The following is a 14682-nucleotide window of genomic DNA, read 5'->3' as shown; positions in this document are numbered from 1 at the left end:
TCCGTTGCTCGGAACGCGGAGTATGGCAATGGATAGCACCTATGCCGCCACCGAGGTGGAGCGGGCGAACGAGATCGGGCGTATCGCCGCGGGAGACATCGCGCACCGGGCGGGGAACCGCTACCCGGAGAAGCCGGCGTTCGTCGTGCCCGAGCGCGACGAGACGGTCACGTTCGCCGAGTTCGACCGCCGGACGAACCGCGCAGCCCACGCGCTCCGCGAGGCCGGCTACGAGAAGGGGTCGCGACTCGCGTTCGTCGCGGGCAACTCCCTCCAGTTCCTGGAGGCGTACTTCGGCGCGCTCAAGGCCGGCGTCGTCCCCGTGTTCATCAACCCCGAGATCACCCCCGCGGACATCGCCTACGAGTTCGACCACTCCGAGGCGGACGGCCTTCTGGTCGACGACGCCCTCCACGCGAAGACCGCGCCGCTGGTCGCGGACAACGATATCGAGACGGTCGCGGCCTTCGAGTGGGAGGGGACCGACGTGCCGGTCCCTTCGTTCCGGACGTTCACCGAGGGCCACGACGACGGGGCGGTCGACATCGAGATCGTCGACGACCTCCCCAAGACGACGACCGGGAAGGTCCAGAAGTTCGAACTGGCCGAGGACTGGCAGACGTACTACGAGTAGCACAGAGTCCGGAGGAGGGCCGTGGGCGCCGTCGTGCAGGGTCGTTTATCACCTCCAAAGAGTATAAGTGTCTCCGATTTTACTGGATGACCATGCCAGACAATCACATGTCTAGCAGGGTGAGCAGGCGGGGCTATCTCAAAGGTTCGCTCGGGGCCGTCGCCCTCGCGTCGACCGCCGGCTGTGCCGGCCTCGGCGGTGGCGGCGGCGGTGGAACGCTGGAGTTCGGGTACTCGGCGTCACTGTCGGGACCGACCGCGGTGCTCGGCGAGCAGTACCACACCGGGTTCCAGATCTGGCGAGACCACGTCAACGAGAACGGCGGCATCCTCGACAACGAGGTGGAACTCGTCCACTACGACGACGAGAGCAGTCCCGACAGGGCGCGCGAGCTGGCGAACCGACTCGCCTCCGAGGACGAGGTCGACTTCCTGTTCGGCCCGTACGGGAGTCCGAACAACTTCTCGGCGTCGGTCGTCTCACAGCAACAGCAGATCCCGATGGTCAGCGGCGCGTCGTCGGACCCCGAGATCTTCAGCCGGGGGCTCGAGTACTACTACTCGACGCTCAGCAAGACCGACCAGTACGGCAAGTCGTTCCCGGAGTTCCTCACCTCGGTCGACTGGGGCTCCTACGACATGTCCGAGCCCACCACTGTCGCGGTCGCGAAGGCCGACGCCGCGTACACGAGCACGCTCGGCGACGCGTTCGTCGAGAGCTTCGAGGGGTCCGGCTTCGACGTGGTCTACCAGGAGGAGTACCCGCTCGACCTGCAGGACTTCTCGAACATCATCAGCGCGATCGACAACGCCGACCCCGACGTCCTCTGTCTGTGCGGGTTCCCCGCCGACGAGGCCCGCTTCGGCGAACAGGCCCAGCAGGCCGATCTGAACGTCGGTATCCACTACCAGAACTACAGCTCCCAGACCGTCATCGTCGACACCCTTGGTGAGCAGGTGGACTACATGTTCAACGGCGCGTGGTGGGACCGACGCTACGAGTACGAGCGCGTCGACACCTACGTGGAGATGTGGGACGAACGCAAGGACACGGTCGCGGAGATGCCGATGTCGTACGCGACGGCCGCTGGGATGGTGTACGAGAACGCCATCGAGGAGGCCGGCTCGACCAACGCCGACGACGTGAACCAGGCGCTCGCCAACACCGACATCGAGACGACGCTGGGACGGACCCAGTTCCACGAGACGGGCTGGAACCTCCACCAGTACGAGAACGAGGCGGTCAGACAGTGGCAGGACCAGGAGATGACGCTGCTCTATCCCGACGACTTCGCGACGGGCGATCCGTGGCTCCCGACTCCGGAGTGGGGCAACCGAGACAGCGCCCCCTGAACGATGATAGATCCCAGTGCACTGCAGCTAGTCGGCGTCGATGTCAGTACCATCGTGCGGGTCGTGACCGGTGGGCTCGTGCTCGGAGCGCTCTGGGCACTCGTCGCGCTGGGGCTGAACCTCATCTTCGGCGTGATGCGCGTGATCAACCTGGCCCACGGCGAGTTCGTCGTCTTCGGAGCGTTCGGGACGCTGCTGCTCAACGAGACGCTGGGTATCCACCCGGCCATCGGGATCCTGCTGTTGCTCCCGGTGTTCTTCCTCGCCGGAGTCGCGATCCAGTATCTCGTCATCGACAGGGTGCTGGAGTCGGACGACCCGGAACTCATCTCGCTGCTCGCCACCTTCGGGCTGTTCCTGTTCCTCAACAACGTGGCCCGGGCCGTCTTCGGCGTCGACCCGCGGAGCCTGCAGTCGGCTCCCCTCGACCAGACCATCAGCGTCCTCGGCGTCAACATCACGTACGCCCGGATCTACGCGCTCGTGCTCGCGACGGTCGCCATGGTCGCGCTGTACTACCTGATGACCCGGACGGAGTTCGGGCGGGCGATGCGGGGTACCGTCCAGAATCCGCGGCTGGCACAGGCCGCCGGCATCAACCGGGACCGGATCTACTACGCCGCGTTCGGCCTCTCGGCCATCCTGGCTGCAATCGCCGGCGCGATGATCGGGATGGTGTACACAGTCTCCGTCGACACGGGCTTTGCCTACCTGATCTTCGGCTTCCTCGTCATCGTCTTCGGCGGGATGGGGAGCTTCACGGGGGCGTTGTTCGGCGCGCTCATCCTCGGGATGATCGGATCGGTCAGCGGCTACGTGTTCGACCCCGGGATCAGGAACCTGGTGCTGTTGTTGATCCTCGTCGTGACGCTGTTCGTGAAGCCGACCGGCCTGTTCGGAGGTGCCCGCGTATGAGCCTCCTCTCGTCGTTCGATCCCCACGAGTGGGACCGATACGGGTTCGCCATCGGCGGCATCCTCGTCCTCGCCCTGGCCGCGCTCCCGTTCGTCACCGAGAACAGCTACCTGACGGGGCTGGTGTTCACGACGGTGATGTTCGTGACGCTGGCCAGCAGCTGGAACCTCCTCAGCGGGTACACCGGCTACATCTCCTTCGGGCACGTGGCCTTCTTCGGTATCGGTGGGTACAGCTCCGCGATCCTCTTCACGGACGCCGGGCTGAACCTCTACGTGGCCCTGCTCGGCGGTGGACTGTTCGCCACGGTCGTCTCCCTGCCCGTCGCTGCCGCGACGATCCGGCTGAGCGACGTCTACTTCTCGATCATCATGCTCGCGTTCGCCGAGCTGATGCTGCAGGTCGCGGTCACCCTCGACATCACCGGTGGCACACAGGGGAAGGTCCTCCCCATCGGGGACTACGAACTCGTCACCTACGAGCTCATGCTGGCGCTGGCCGTCGCGACGGTGCTGACCAGCTATCTGGTCGTCCGGTCGTACTTCGGCCTCACGCTGTCGGCGATCCACGACGACGAGGAGGCCGCCAGCTCGGTGGGCCTCAACACGACGTGGTACAAGATCGGCGCGTTCGTACTGAGCGCCATCTTCCCCGCCATTGCGGGTGGTATCGCGGCCATCTACTGGCTGTACATCAACCCGTCGACGATGTTCGCGGTCACGACCTCGGGCGACATGATGATCATGAGCGTCATCGGCGGGATGGGGACGGTCATCGGGCCCATCCTGGGCGCCGCGCTGATGACGCCGGTCCGTGCGGAGACGCAGGCGGCGTACCCGTTCTTCCACGGCATCGTCTTCGGGCTCCTGTTCATGCTGCTCGTACTGACCGTCCCGAACGGGCTCGTGTCGGTCTTCGGCAAGTCCAACCGGCTCGATGGCATCGTGCGGCGCCTCAGGAGCCCGGACGACACTGCCACGGAGGGTCGAGATGACTGAGCTGTTGCGCTGTGAGGGGCTGACGAAGCGGTTCGGCGGCCTCACCGCCGTCGACAACGTGGACATGACGCTGGAGAGCGGGAAGATCTACAGCCTCATCGGCCCGAACGGCGCCGGGAAGACGACGACGTTCAACATGATCGCCGGCGCGCTCGAACCCACGGAAGGGTCGATCACGTTCGGCGGGGAGGACATCACCGGGTTCGCCCAGCACGAGGCGTGCCAGGCGGGCATCGCCCGGACGTTCCAGACCCCGCGCCCGTTCACCAGTCAGACGGTGTTCCAGAACGTCACGTTCGCACAGCAGGCCGGAGCCGGCAGACTCGACCGGGAGGAGGCCCGGCGTCTCCTCGAGTTCGTCGAGCTGGGCGGGAAGGCCGACCTGCCCGCCGGCGACCTGACGGTCGTCCAGCAGAAGCGGCTCGACCTGGCGCGTGCGCTCGCCACCGACCCCGAGCTCCTCCTGCTCGACGAGATCATGGCGGGGCTGAACCCGTCGGAGATGAACGACTTCCTGGACCTGATCCGGGAGATCAACGAGCGCCGGAACGTATTCGTCATCGAACACATCATGGACGCAATCATGGACATATCGGACCGCATCCTCGTTCTCCAGAACGGGCAGAAGATCGCAGAGGGGACGCCCGAGGAGATCTCCTCGAACGACGACGTGATCAAGGCGTACCTCGGGGAGGAGTTCCTAGAACATGCTTGAAGTCGACGGCATCTCCTCGAGCTACGACGACGTCCAGGTACTCTGGGACGTGTCGCTATCGGTCGAGGAGGGCGAGCTGGTGACGCTCATCGGCAACAACGGTGCGGGCAAGACCACGACGCTCCGGAACATCATGGGCTGGCTCAGTCCGCTCTCGGGAGACATCCAGTTCAAGGGCCAGTCGATCGTCGACACGCCGGTCGACGAGCGGGCCGGCCTCGGGCTGACAATCGCGCCCGAGGACGAGGGCGTCTACCCGGACATGTCCGTCATCGACAACCTCCGACTGGGCGCGTACGGTGCGGACGCGGAGACGAAGACCGAACGGCTCGACCGCATCTTCGACCTGTTCCCACGGCTGGAGGAGCGCCGGAGCCAGTACGCCAGCACGCTGAGCGGGGGTGAGCGGCAGATGCTCAACATCTCCAACGCGCTGATGGGTGACCCCGACCTCATCCTCATCGACGAGCCGTCGATCGGGCTGGCCCCGATGCTTGCGACGGAGCTGCTGGAGGAGATCGCGGCGATCAACGACCAGGGAACGACGGTGCTGCTGGTCGAGCAGAACGTCAACAAGGCCCTCGACATCGCCGACCGGGCCTACGTCCTCGAGAACGGCCGCATCAGCGACGAGGGGGAGGCGGCCGAGATCATGAACAGCGACGAGATCATGAAAGCGTACATGGGGGGCTGAGATGGTGTCGTTCGACGGACGGACGGTGGCGGTGACCGGCGGCGGGCGGGGCATCGGCCGCGCGGCCTGTCGCCAGTTCGCCGCCCGCGGCGCGAACGTGGTCGTCAACGACATCGGCGGCGATTCCTCGGGTGGCGGCCAGAACCAGCGGCCGGCCGATGCCGTCGTCGAGGCCATCGAGGCCGACGGCGGAACCGCGGTCGCCGACTACGGAGACGTCGGCAGCTGGGACGGTGCCAGCGGCGTGGTCGAGACGGCGCTGGACGCGTTCGGCGAGCTCGACGTCGTCTACAACAACGCCGGCATCCTCCGGGAGAACGCGCTGGTGAGCATGACCGAGTCGGAGTTCGACGAGGTCCTGCGGGTCCACCTGAAGGGCTCGTTCTCGGTCCTCCATCACGCGGCCGCCTACTGGCGCGAGCAGTCGAAGGACGGCGTGGAGCGCGAGCGGGCGGTCGTCAACGCCTCCTCGGACATCGCGGCCGGCGGGTTCGGACTGGGGAACTACGCGGCCGCGAAGGCCGGCGTCCTGGGGCTCACGCGGACCGCCGCCGAGGAGCTGGCCCGCTACGACGTCCGGGTCAATGCCGTCTGGCCGGTCGCGGACACCCGGCTCACCGAGGAGTGGCCGGAAGACCTCCCCGGCCCGGATGGCGCCGCGGCGATGGTGGTGTTCCTCGCGAGCACCGACTGTGACCTGACCGGACAGACCGTCCGGGCGGGCGGCGACCGGATCGATCTCGTCACGCCGGCACCGCAGTACGAGTACACGGTGGTCGACGACGACGAATGGTCGCCCGAGACCATCGAGGAGCGATTCGACGAGACCGTCGGCCAGTACGTCGACGACAACTGAAAGAGGAGCGAGCTACGTCGAGGCGGTCTCGGCCGGGTGGGGGGCGTCGTACTCGGCGAGGATGACGAACGCACCGCCGAACTGCTCGGGGTGGTAGAACACCTCCGCGAACGCCGCCGACTCGTACCGACCGACCGGCTCGACACCCTTCGCCTCGAGTTCCGAAACGGCCGCGGCCAGGTCGCCCACACGGATGGAGACGGCGTAGAGGCCGGGCCCGTTGTGCTCGAGGAACCGCGCGACCTGGCCGTCCTCCGAGCGCGGTGTCACGAGTTCGACGCCGCTCGGGCTGAGGAGGTTCGCGACCGGCTGCTCGCCGGATGCCGTCTCCGTCGTCGGTTCCATCAGGTCGCCGAACTCCAGACCCAGCAGGTCGGAGAACTGACCGGCCGTCTCGTCGATGTTCGGGGTCGCGATGATGACGCGGTCCACGCCGTGAACGTCCATATCGACTCGTGTGTCCGGACCATCAAATAACTTGGCGGCCGGTACGGGTCGGTGCTCCCGGTGGCCGCGCGGGGCTCAGTCGAGCGGCTCCGCTCCGTCGATGATGCGTTCGACGCGGGTTGCGAGTTCCGGGACCCCCTCCTCGAGGGCGGGGTACATCGGGTCGCTGGTCGTCCCCTCGAGGTACCGTGCGTAGAACGCCTCCAGCGCCGTCGCGAGTTTGAACCCCGCCAGCGCGCGGTAGAACCGGTCGTGGCGGTACTCGCGGCCGCTCGCTGCCTCGTACAGCTCGACGAGTTCCTGTCGGGAGGGGTAGCCCTCACGGTCGGTGAAGGGGGGGAACAGCTCCGGGACCGCGAGGTCGTCGCTGGCCGGTCCCCAGTTGAACAGCATGTAGCCGACGTCGGCGAGCGGGTCGCCCAGCGTGCTCATCTCCCAGTCGAACACGCCGACGATCTCCGGGGGTGTCCCGGGGGCGAACATCACGTTGTCCAGCTTGTAGTCGCCGTGGACGAGCGTGGGGCCGGACTGTTCGGGGACGGCGTCGGCGAGCCAGTCGCCGGCCGTCCGGAGGGGGTCGAGGGTCCGATCCGTCCGCTCCAGCGTCCCCTCGAGCTGGGCCCTCCAGAGCGAGACCTGCTTCGAGAGGTACTGTTCGGGGCGTCCGTAGTCGCCCAGGCCGACACGCTCGTAGTCGACGGCGTGGATGGCCGCGAGCGTCTCCGCCAGCTCCGTCCCGACGCGCCGCCGGTGGGCCGGCTCCCCGAACCGCCCGGGCTCACCCGTGTCGTTGTGGATGACCGTGCCGTCCAGCCGCTCCATGACGAAGAAGTCGCTGCCGATGACGTCGTGGTCCTCGCAGGCGAACACCATCTCGGGAACGGGCACGGCGGCGTCGCCGAGCGCGGAGAGCACCTCGTACTCCCGGAGGACGTCGTGTGCGGACTCGGGCGTCGTCCCGGTCGGCGGTCGGCGGAGCGCGTACTCCTCGTCCCCCCAGCGGACGAACAACAGTTCGTTGGAGTGGCCCTCGTCGTGGTACGTGAGCTCGAACGTGTCGGATTCGCCCAGTTCGGCCCGCAGGCAGGCCGAGAGGGCGTCCGGATCGACCAGCTCGTCGAGACGGTCGTCGCCGGGACTCATGCCAGTGTGGACGCGGCCCGGCACAATATGCTTTCGTGCCGATGGACTCGGGAGGCTGCCGGCGCCGTGGGACGGCCGCGAGCCGGCGCTCCATCCGGCAGTAGATATAACGTGCCCGCCGTCGAACCTGCGGATCGATGTTCCTGAACGAGGCGACCGACTACGACTCGGTCACGGCGTCGTTCGACTGGGACGCACTCCGTGCCGAGTGCGACTGGGACGCCGAGACGGCACTGAACTTCGCGCACGAGTCGACCGACCGGCACGCCGACGACGGCGACACACTGGCGATCCTCTGGCTGGGGGCCGACGGCGAGGAGCGGCGACTCACGTACGCCGACCTGCGCCGACGGTCGAACGAGGTGGCGAACCTGCTGACCGGGCTCGGCGTCGAGCGTGGGGACCGCGTCATCACGTACCTGCCGCGGATCCCGGAGCACTACTTCACCATCCTGGGGACGTTGAAGACCGGGGCGATATTCGGGGCGATCAACGAGCGGTACGGCCCGGACGGTATCGAGCACCGGGTGGCCGACAGCCGGGCCGGGACCGTCGTCACGACCGCAGCGAACCGGGACACGGTCGCCAACGCGGTCTCGGACGTCGACACCGTGGAGAATGTCGTCGTGATCGACCGTGGCGGCGGGCGGCTCCGGGACGGCGACGTGGATTACGACGAGGGCGTCGCCGACGCCGCCCCCACGTTCGAGACCGTCCGGACGGCGCCGGACGACCCCGCCTTCCTCTACTACACCTCCGGCACGACCGGGCCGGCGAAGGGCGTGGTCCACAGCCACGACTTCACCGTCGGGAACGCGAGCTTCGCCAAACTCCCTGCGGGCCTCCGGGCAGGGGATCTCTACTGGTGTACCGCCGACCCCGGCTGGCTGACCGGGCTCAACCCCTTCGGCGCGCTGTTCTGGGGGGTGCCGTTCGTGGTCTACGAGGGGGAGTTCGACGCCGCGGCCTGGGTCGACATCCTCGACGAGCATCCGATCACCGTCCTGTTCAGTGTCCCGACGGCCTACCGGATGCTGTGGAAGCAGGCCGACCTGCTCGAAGGGCGCGACCTGGACCTGCGGACACTCCTGTCGGTCGGCGAACCCCTCAACGCGCCGGTCGTGGAGTGGGCCCGCGAGCGGTTCGGGACGCCCATCCTCGACACCTACGGCTGCTCGGAGATGTACGGGACCGTGGTGGCGAACTACCCGTTCGATTCCTGGGTGGTCAAACCGGGGAGCATGGGCAAGCCCTACCCCGGTATCGAGACGAAGCTCGTCGAACCGGGGACGCTCGAGCCGGTCGAGCGCGGCGAGACCGGCGAGATCGCCATCAGGACGTTCCCGAGCACGTTCCTCGAGTACTGGGAGCGGCCGGAGAAGACGGCGGAGTCCCGGATCGACGATTGGGTGCTGACTGACGACCTGGCCCGAGAGGACGAGGACGGCTACTACTGGTTCGAGGGGCGGGCCGACGACGTGATCCTGTCGGCGGGCTACCGGATCGGCCCGTTCGACGTGGAGTCGAAACTGGTCGAGCACGATGCCGTCATGGAGGCGGCGGTCGTCGGCGTCCCCGACGACGAGCGCGGCGAGCGGGTCAAGGCCTTCGTCGTCCCCGCCGACGACGCCGCCGCCACCGGGGAGACGCGAGAGGCGATCAAGGGGTTCGTCCGCGACCGCCTCTCCGCCCACGAGTATCCCCGCGAGATCGAATTCGTCGACGACCTCCCGAAGACCGTCACGGGAAAGATCAGGCGGACCGAACTCAGGGACGGGCACGAGGACGACCGTAACTGACCGTGTCACCGGACTGACCGTGGGGGTCGCCAGCGGACTCGGGCCGCTAGCACCCGACTCGTGATGAACAACAGTTAGTACGATGGAGACACACGCTAGCGTATGGCTCAGAGCGGCGCAGCCTTCGGTGAAGGTGACGCATTACGGATGATCGAGGAGACGGCCGCGGAGGTCGCCTCGAACTACGACGACGACTACTGGCAGACCGTCAACGGCGAACAGGAGGACCCGACGGCGTTCTGGGAGGACTGCGCCGACGCGGGCTTTCTGGGGGCGACGGTCCCGCAGGAGTACGGCGGCGAGGGGATGGGGCTCCAGGAGCTGACGGCCATCGTCCGGACGCTCACGGAGCACGGCTGCATGGGTGCGGAGATGCTGTTCGTCGTGACGCCGGTGTTCGGCGCGATCACGCTCACGCGGAACGGCACGGAGCATCAGAAGTCGGAGTACCTCCCACAGCTCGTGAACGGGGAGATGCGGTTCTGCATGGCACTGACCGAGCCCGGCGCGGGCCACAACACGCCCAACCTGGACACCACGGCCGAGCGGGACGGCGACGGGTACGTGGTCAACGGCTCGAAGCAGTGGATCAGCGGCGTCGGGCGCGCGGACAAGATGCTCCTGGTCGCACGGACGACGCCCCGAGCGGAAGTCGAACGGCGGACGCAGGGAATCACGCTGTTCCTCGCCGACCCGCACGAGTCCGGGGTGGAGTACCGCGAACTCGACACCGGTATCCCGGCCCCGGAGAAGCAGTACGAGATCAGCTTCGACGACTACCGCCTCGACGCCGACGCGGTGATCGGTGAGGAGGGCAACGGGCTCTACCACCTGTTCGAGACGGTCAATCCGGAGCGGATCGTCGGTGCAGCCGGCTCCATCGGGACGGGCAAGTGTGCGCTCAAGCGGGCAGTCGACTACGCCAGCGAACGGCACGTCTTCGACGCGCCCATCGGCAGTCACCAGGCGATCCAGCACCCGATCGCCGACAAGTGGTCGCACCTGGAGGCCGCCGAGCAGCTCCTGAAGAAGGCCGCCTGGCAGGTCGACGCCGAGGACCGTGACGCCGGCGCGGCGGCCAACATGGCGAAGCTACGCGGTTCCGAGGCCGGCTACGACGCCTGTGACTTCGCCGTCCAGGTCCACGGTGGGAACGGGCTCAGCGAGGACTACTTCGTGGTCGATCTCTGGAAGCAGTCGCGGCTGGCGACCATCGCGCCGGGCTCCAGCCAGATGATGCGCAACCACATCGCCGAGAACGTGCTCGGCCTCCCGCGTTCGTACTGACGCCGGATCGGTGGCTCTCGGGCCGGTAGCTATTTTCCCCTGGCTCCGGTGGACCGCGTATGGCAGCAGACGACGCGTACGAGTGGCTATCGGCCAGTGACGTCGCGGACGTGGGCGACCGGTTCCGTGCGGAGGGGGACGTGGCGCTCGTCACAGGGGCGAGCCGCGGTATCGGCCGCGTGACGGCGTTCGAACTGGCCGCGGTCGGGATGGACGTCGCCCTGGCGAGCCGGTCGCTGGACGACCTGGAGTCGGTCGCCGAGGAGCTGGAGGCGACCTTCGACGCGGCGGCGCTCCCGGTCGAGACGGACGTGTCCGACCCAGAGGCCGTCGACCAGGCGGTCGCGGAGACGGTCGAGGAGCTGGGGGGGCTGGACGTGCTGGTGAACAACGCGGGGGCGTCGTTCGTCAGCAGTGCCGAGGAGATCTCGCCGAACGGCTGGGACACCGTCGCGGAGATCAACCTGAAGGGGACCCACCTCTGCTCGACCGCGGCGCTCCCACACTTGTCGGGCGGCGGGCGTATCGTGAACTTCTCGTCGGTCGCTGGCCAGTACGGCTCGAAGACGATGAGCCACTACGGCGCCGCCAAGGCCGGCGTCGAGAACCTGACGCGCTCGCTCGCTAACGAGTGGGCCGACCGGGACGTCCGGGTCAACTGCATCGCGCCCGGGCTCGTCCTGACCCCCGGCTCGGCGGGTGTCATGGGCGTCGGGTCCGAGACCGCCCACGACCGTTCGACGGTCGACCGGGTCGTCGGCGGTGCCGACGAGATCGCCGATGCGGTAGTGTTCCTCGCCACGCCGGCGTCGAGCTACCTCACCGGCGAGACGATCGTGATCGAGGGACCGCCGGCGGTCTCCGAGGAGTTCGAGTAGACGGCCGTCCAGCCGGATCTCCGCGATCTGCCGCCCGGGGACATCCATCCCGAATCCGAGGGAACCGCGTCTTCCGGGAAGGAATCGACAGTACAACTATACAATCTAATTTGTATTACCATTCACCAAGAATCCGAACAATAACTATATGTCGCATATAAATCATAAATACTAAATGTAATTCTAGAATCCAAGGTTTTGGATTCTTCATAATGCCAGAAATGTCAGAATACATATCATTCAACCCCATATATACAAATTTAGTTGTTATGTCGATTTCTTGACCCGGGGAGTTCCGGAAGCCACGGCGAACCTCCAGTAGGGGGTGGCGGGTGTCCGTTCAAACAAGCTCGAACCGGAGCGCGGCGAGCCGCCACGGCACCAGCAGTGCCATCCCGACGACCAGCGAGACGAGGATGAACGCGGGCGCGGCGTTGCCCGGGAGGAACGCGGAGTCGCGGAGCAGCTGTCCGATGGCGACCGCACCCGTCCACGCACCAGCGGTCCGGATGGCGGCGTCGCGCAGCGACTCGCGCCACGGCGGCCCGTACAGGCCGAGCAGGACCGTGGAGACGACCCAGCCAAACAGGAACGGTGCGGCGGCGACCGGCGCACTCGGGATGGCGGCGACGCCCCCGTGCTGGAGCTCACCGAGGACGAAGAAGGCCATGATGAGGACCAGGTCGACCAGCGCGAGGCCGACGGTCGTGGCCGAGCGGTCGAACCGGGACGAGAGAGCGGCGGCAGTGCTCATGTGCCGGGCTTCGGGACGCGGTGACTTGTGCGCCTCGCTCCCAGCGGGAACCCGCCAGCGAGACAACTCGTGAAACAAGTCGACACCGGCAGAATTCCGGAGATTATCAGGATACTGGTCCGGTACCGATAGAGATCGCTGGCGATCCCCCGCCGTCGTTTTCACACGGCAGCACCGACGCCCCGTATGGACGAGTCGGCGGTCGCGTACGCGGTGCTCGGATGGCCCGACGACGGCCCGACGCTGCGGCTCGACTACCGGGCGTTCGCCTACGCCGGGAAGTTCGTGATGTCCAGCACGGGCAAGGCCGTCGCGTACGCGCCCGAGCGCGGCGACCCCTCGGATCCCGACGCGGCCCTCGCCGCGGCCGCGTTCGACGCCGACCGCACCGACGCCGACACGCTGAAGCTCCGCTACCTGACCGTCCGGCAGGACACCCGTGGGGGTGGGCTCGGGGCCCGCCTCGCAGCGTTCGTCGCCGCCCGCGCGGCCGACCGGGGCTTCGAACACGTCGCCATCGGCGTCAACAACGCGTTCTCCTACGAGGCGCTGTACAAGGCCGGCTTCACGTGGGCCGGCGAGGAGAGCGGCCTCGCGGAACTGGTGCTGGCGCGGCCTGCCGGCCGTCCCGCGACCGCCGACGGCGAGCGCTACCGCGCGGGCCTGGACCGCTTCCGCGAGCGCGAGAACCTCGACGACGCCGAGCGGGCGTTCCTCGACGACCGCCGGAACGCCGACCCTCCCGCGTTCGTCGGGGCACCGGACGCCTGAGCGCGCCGAGCGGCGACCACCACCGCGCGCTACGCCCGCGTGAACACGGTCGTCCACTTCCCCATCGACAGCCGGAGTTCGACACCGTGGTCGTCCAGCCGGAACTCGGCGACCATCCGGACGCCGCTGGCGTCGTGCGTCTCGAAGACGTAGCGGTCGGCCTCGACGACCTCGTGGGCGGCGGTGAACGAGCGGTCGCCGTCCTCGCCGCCGAGTCGGACCTCGACGGTCCCCGGGAACGACGCCGAGACGGCCACCGACGACCGGCCGCCGTGGGCCTCGTAGGTCCCCGTCACCCGCTCGACGGCCCGCGTGATCCGGAGTTCGTCGACGACCGACATCGGGTCCTCGCCACAGGCCAGCGCCAGCGCGCTCTTGCCCGCCGTGACGGTGGGGTGGCTGCCGCTGTTGAAGCCCAGCGCGACGCCGACGCCCCGCTCGGGGAGCAGCCCGACGTACGCGCTGGCGACGCCGAGGCCGCCACGGTGGGTCACCAGCCGCTCACCGAGGAGCTCGCTCACCTCCCAGCCGTAGCCGTAGCCCGGCTCGCTCCCGTCGACCGTCGGCAGCGGCGGCGACTGCCGGGTCGTCATCCGCCCGACGCTCCCGGGCTCCAGCAGCCGCGTCCCATCGAGTTCCCCCCCGTTCAGGACGCAGCGCAGCAGCCGCGACAGGTCCGTCACCGTGGCCAGGAGGCCGCCGGACGCGCCCGCGTGGTCGATCTCCTCCGGGTCCGGCCCCGCCGCCTTCGGCCCGTCGTCGCCGGGCGCGTACCCCGTCATCACGTCCTCGTCGTCGAAGAGCGCGGACTCGAACCCCGAGCGGTCCATCCCGAGCGGCGCCAGCACCTCGTCGGCGAGATACGTCCGGAACGGGCGACCGTCGACCGACTCGATGACCTCGCCCAGCAGCATGTAGCCCCCGTTCGAGTAGGCGTACCGCCTGCGGTCGGTCAGTCGCCGCTCGGCGACCGAATCCATGTGCTCGCACAGCGCCGCCCGGTCGGCCAGGTCCCTGTGGGTCGCGACGAAGTCCCGCGGCAGACCCGACGAGTGCGAGAGCAGGTCGCCGACCGTGACTGGCTCGCCCGGCGCGTCCGCCAGCACGGGGAGGTGGTCGGCGACCGCATCGTCGAGGGCGAGTCCCTCGCGCTCGGCCAATTGCAGGACGCCCGTCGCGACAACGGGCTTGGCCAGCGACGCGACGGCGTAGCGGGTATCCGGCGTCGCCGGCGCGCGGGGCTCCAGCGAGCGCGCACCGAGGCCCGCGGCGTAGCGCAGGCCGTCCGTGTCGACGACCGCGACGCTGACGCCGGGCACGTCCTCGTCGGCGAGCCAGTCCTCGAGGAAGCCGTCGAGTTCGCGGGCGGTCGCATCGGGGAGGGCATCGCTCGGCATACGCTGTGGTCTCGACCTGCCCGGATTAACGGTGGGGTCGGC

At 68.0% G+C, this 14682-nt stretch carries 15 protein-coding genes; 11 read left to right on the top strand and 4 right to left on the bottom strand.

Going from position 1 to position 14682, the window contains the following annotated elements:
* Positions 1 to 22: 22 nt before the first annotated feature.
* The 7 genes from P2T62_RS05820 to P2T62_RS05790 all read left to right on the top strand — a co-directional run bounded on the left by P2T62_RS05820 (position 23) and on the right by P2T62_RS05790 (position 6164).
* Positions 23 to 634 (top strand): AMP-binding protein, encoded by a 612-nt coding sequence (locus tag P2T62_RS05820; protein WP_276260542.1) that lies wholly within the window; start codon positions 23 to 25, stop codon positions 632 to 634.
* 107 nt (positions 635 to 741) lie between these two features.
* Positions 742 to 1986: an amino acid ABC transporter substrate-binding protein gene (locus P2T62_RS05815; protein ID WP_276260541.1), complete on the top strand. Its 1245-nt coding sequence runs from the start codon at positions 742 to 744 to the stop codon at positions 1984 to 1986.
* A 3-nt stretch (positions 1987 to 1989) separates the two neighbouring features.
* Positions 1990 to 2901 carry a branched-chain amino acid ABC transporter permease gene (locus P2T62_RS05810; RefSeq protein WP_276260540.1) on the top strand — a complete coding sequence of 304 codons (912 nt, stop codon included), beginning with the start codon at positions 1990 to 1992 and terminating at the stop codon, positions 2899 to 2901.
* Positions 2898 to 3899 carry a branched-chain amino acid ABC transporter permease gene (locus P2T62_RS05805; RefSeq protein ID WP_276260539.1) on the top strand — a complete coding sequence of 334 codons (1002 nt, stop codon included), beginning with the start codon at positions 2898 to 2900 and terminating at the stop codon, positions 3897 to 3899. Before P2T62_RS05810 ends, P2T62_RS05805 begins: the two co-directional genes overlap by 4 nt.
* Positions 3892 to 4614 carry an ABC transporter ATP-binding protein gene (locus P2T62_RS05800; protein ID WP_276260538.1) on the top strand — a complete coding sequence of 241 codons (723 nt, stop codon included), beginning with the start codon at positions 3892 to 3894 and terminating at the stop codon, positions 4612 to 4614. Before P2T62_RS05805 ends, P2T62_RS05800 begins: the two co-directional genes overlap by 8 nt.
* Complete coding sequence (locus P2T62_RS05795; protein ID WP_276260537.1) at positions 4607 to 5308, top strand: ABC transporter ATP-binding protein; 702 nt, start codon at positions 4607 to 4609, stop codon at positions 5306 to 5308. Before P2T62_RS05800 ends, P2T62_RS05795 begins: the two co-directional genes overlap by 8 nt.
* A 1-nt stretch (position 5309) precedes the next feature.
* Positions 5310 to 6164 carry an SDR family NAD(P)-dependent oxidoreductase gene (locus tag P2T62_RS05790; RefSeq protein ID WP_276260536.1) on the top strand — a complete coding sequence of 285 codons (855 nt, stop codon included), beginning with the start codon at positions 5310 to 5312 and terminating at the stop codon, positions 6162 to 6164.
* A 12-nt stretch (positions 6165 to 6176) separates the two neighbouring features.
* On the opposite strand, the gene P2T62_RS05785 is transcribed toward P2T62_RS05790, so the two are convergent.
* Together P2T62_RS05785 and P2T62_RS05780 are read right to left on the bottom strand one after the other, a co-directional pair.
* Positions 6177 to 6611, bottom strand: a complete 435-nt coding sequence (locus tag P2T62_RS05785) for a VOC family protein (protein ID WP_276260535.1) — start codon at positions 6609 to 6611, stop codon at positions 6177 to 6179.
* A gap of 75 nt (positions 6612 to 6686) precedes the next feature.
* Complete coding sequence (locus tag P2T62_RS05780) at positions 6687 to 7754, bottom strand: phosphotransferase family protein (RefSeq protein WP_276260534.1); 1068 nt, start codon at positions 7752 to 7754, stop codon at positions 6687 to 6689.
* Between the two features lie 137 nt (positions 7755 to 7891).
* On the opposite strand from P2T62_RS05780, the gene P2T62_RS05775 reads away from it, so the two are divergent.
* The 3 genes from P2T62_RS05775 (at position 7892) to P2T62_RS05765 (ending at position 11718) form a co-directional block, all read left to right on the top strand.
* Complete coding sequence (locus P2T62_RS05775; protein ID WP_276260533.1) at positions 7892 to 9553, top strand: acetate--CoA ligase; 1662 nt, start codon at positions 7892 to 7894, stop codon at positions 9551 to 9553.
* Between the two features lie 102 nt (positions 9554 to 9655).
* A complete protein-coding gene (locus tag P2T62_RS05770; RefSeq protein ID WP_276260532.1) occupies positions 9656 to 10840 on the top strand; it encodes an acyl-CoA dehydrogenase family protein in 1185 nt (394 codons plus the stop codon).
* Positions 10841 to 10899: 59 nt separating this feature from the next.
* A complete protein-coding gene (locus tag P2T62_RS05765) occupies positions 10900 to 11718 on the top strand; it encodes an SDR family NAD(P)-dependent oxidoreductase (RefSeq protein ID WP_276260531.1) in 819 nt (272 codons plus the stop codon).
* A gap of 340 nt (positions 11719 to 12058) precedes the next feature.
* Here P2T62_RS05765 and P2T62_RS05760 read toward each other — a convergent pair whose 3' ends face one another.
* Complete coding sequence (locus P2T62_RS05760; protein ID WP_276260530.1) at positions 12059 to 12472, bottom strand: DUF3054 domain-containing protein; 414 nt, start codon at positions 12470 to 12472, stop codon at positions 12059 to 12061.
* A gap of 186 nt (positions 12473 to 12658) precedes the next feature.
* Here P2T62_RS05760 and P2T62_RS05755 point away from each other — a divergent pair, with 186 nt between their 5' ends.
* Positions 12659 to 13243 carry a GNAT family N-acetyltransferase gene (locus tag P2T62_RS05755; protein WP_276260529.1) on the top strand — a complete coding sequence of 195 codons (585 nt, stop codon included), beginning with the start codon at positions 12659 to 12661 and terminating at the stop codon, positions 13241 to 13243.
* Positions 13244 to 13272: 29 nt separating this feature from the next.
* Here P2T62_RS05755 and P2T62_RS05750 read toward each other — a convergent pair whose 3' ends face one another.
* Positions 13273 to 14640 carry a serine hydrolase domain-containing protein gene (locus P2T62_RS05750; RefSeq protein WP_276260528.1) on the bottom strand — a complete coding sequence of 456 codons (1368 nt, stop codon included), beginning with the start codon at positions 14638 to 14640 and terminating at the stop codon, positions 13273 to 13275.
* Between the last annotated feature and the right edge of the window lie 42 nt (positions 14641 to 14682).

Origin of the sequence: Haloglomus litoreum, from assembly GCF_029338515.1 — an archaeon.
Taxonomy (GTDB): Archaea; Halobacteriota; Halobacteria; order Halobacteriales; family Haloarculaceae; genus Haloglomus; species Haloglomus litoreum.
This window is presented reverse-complemented; position numbering and strand designations above follow the sequence as displayed.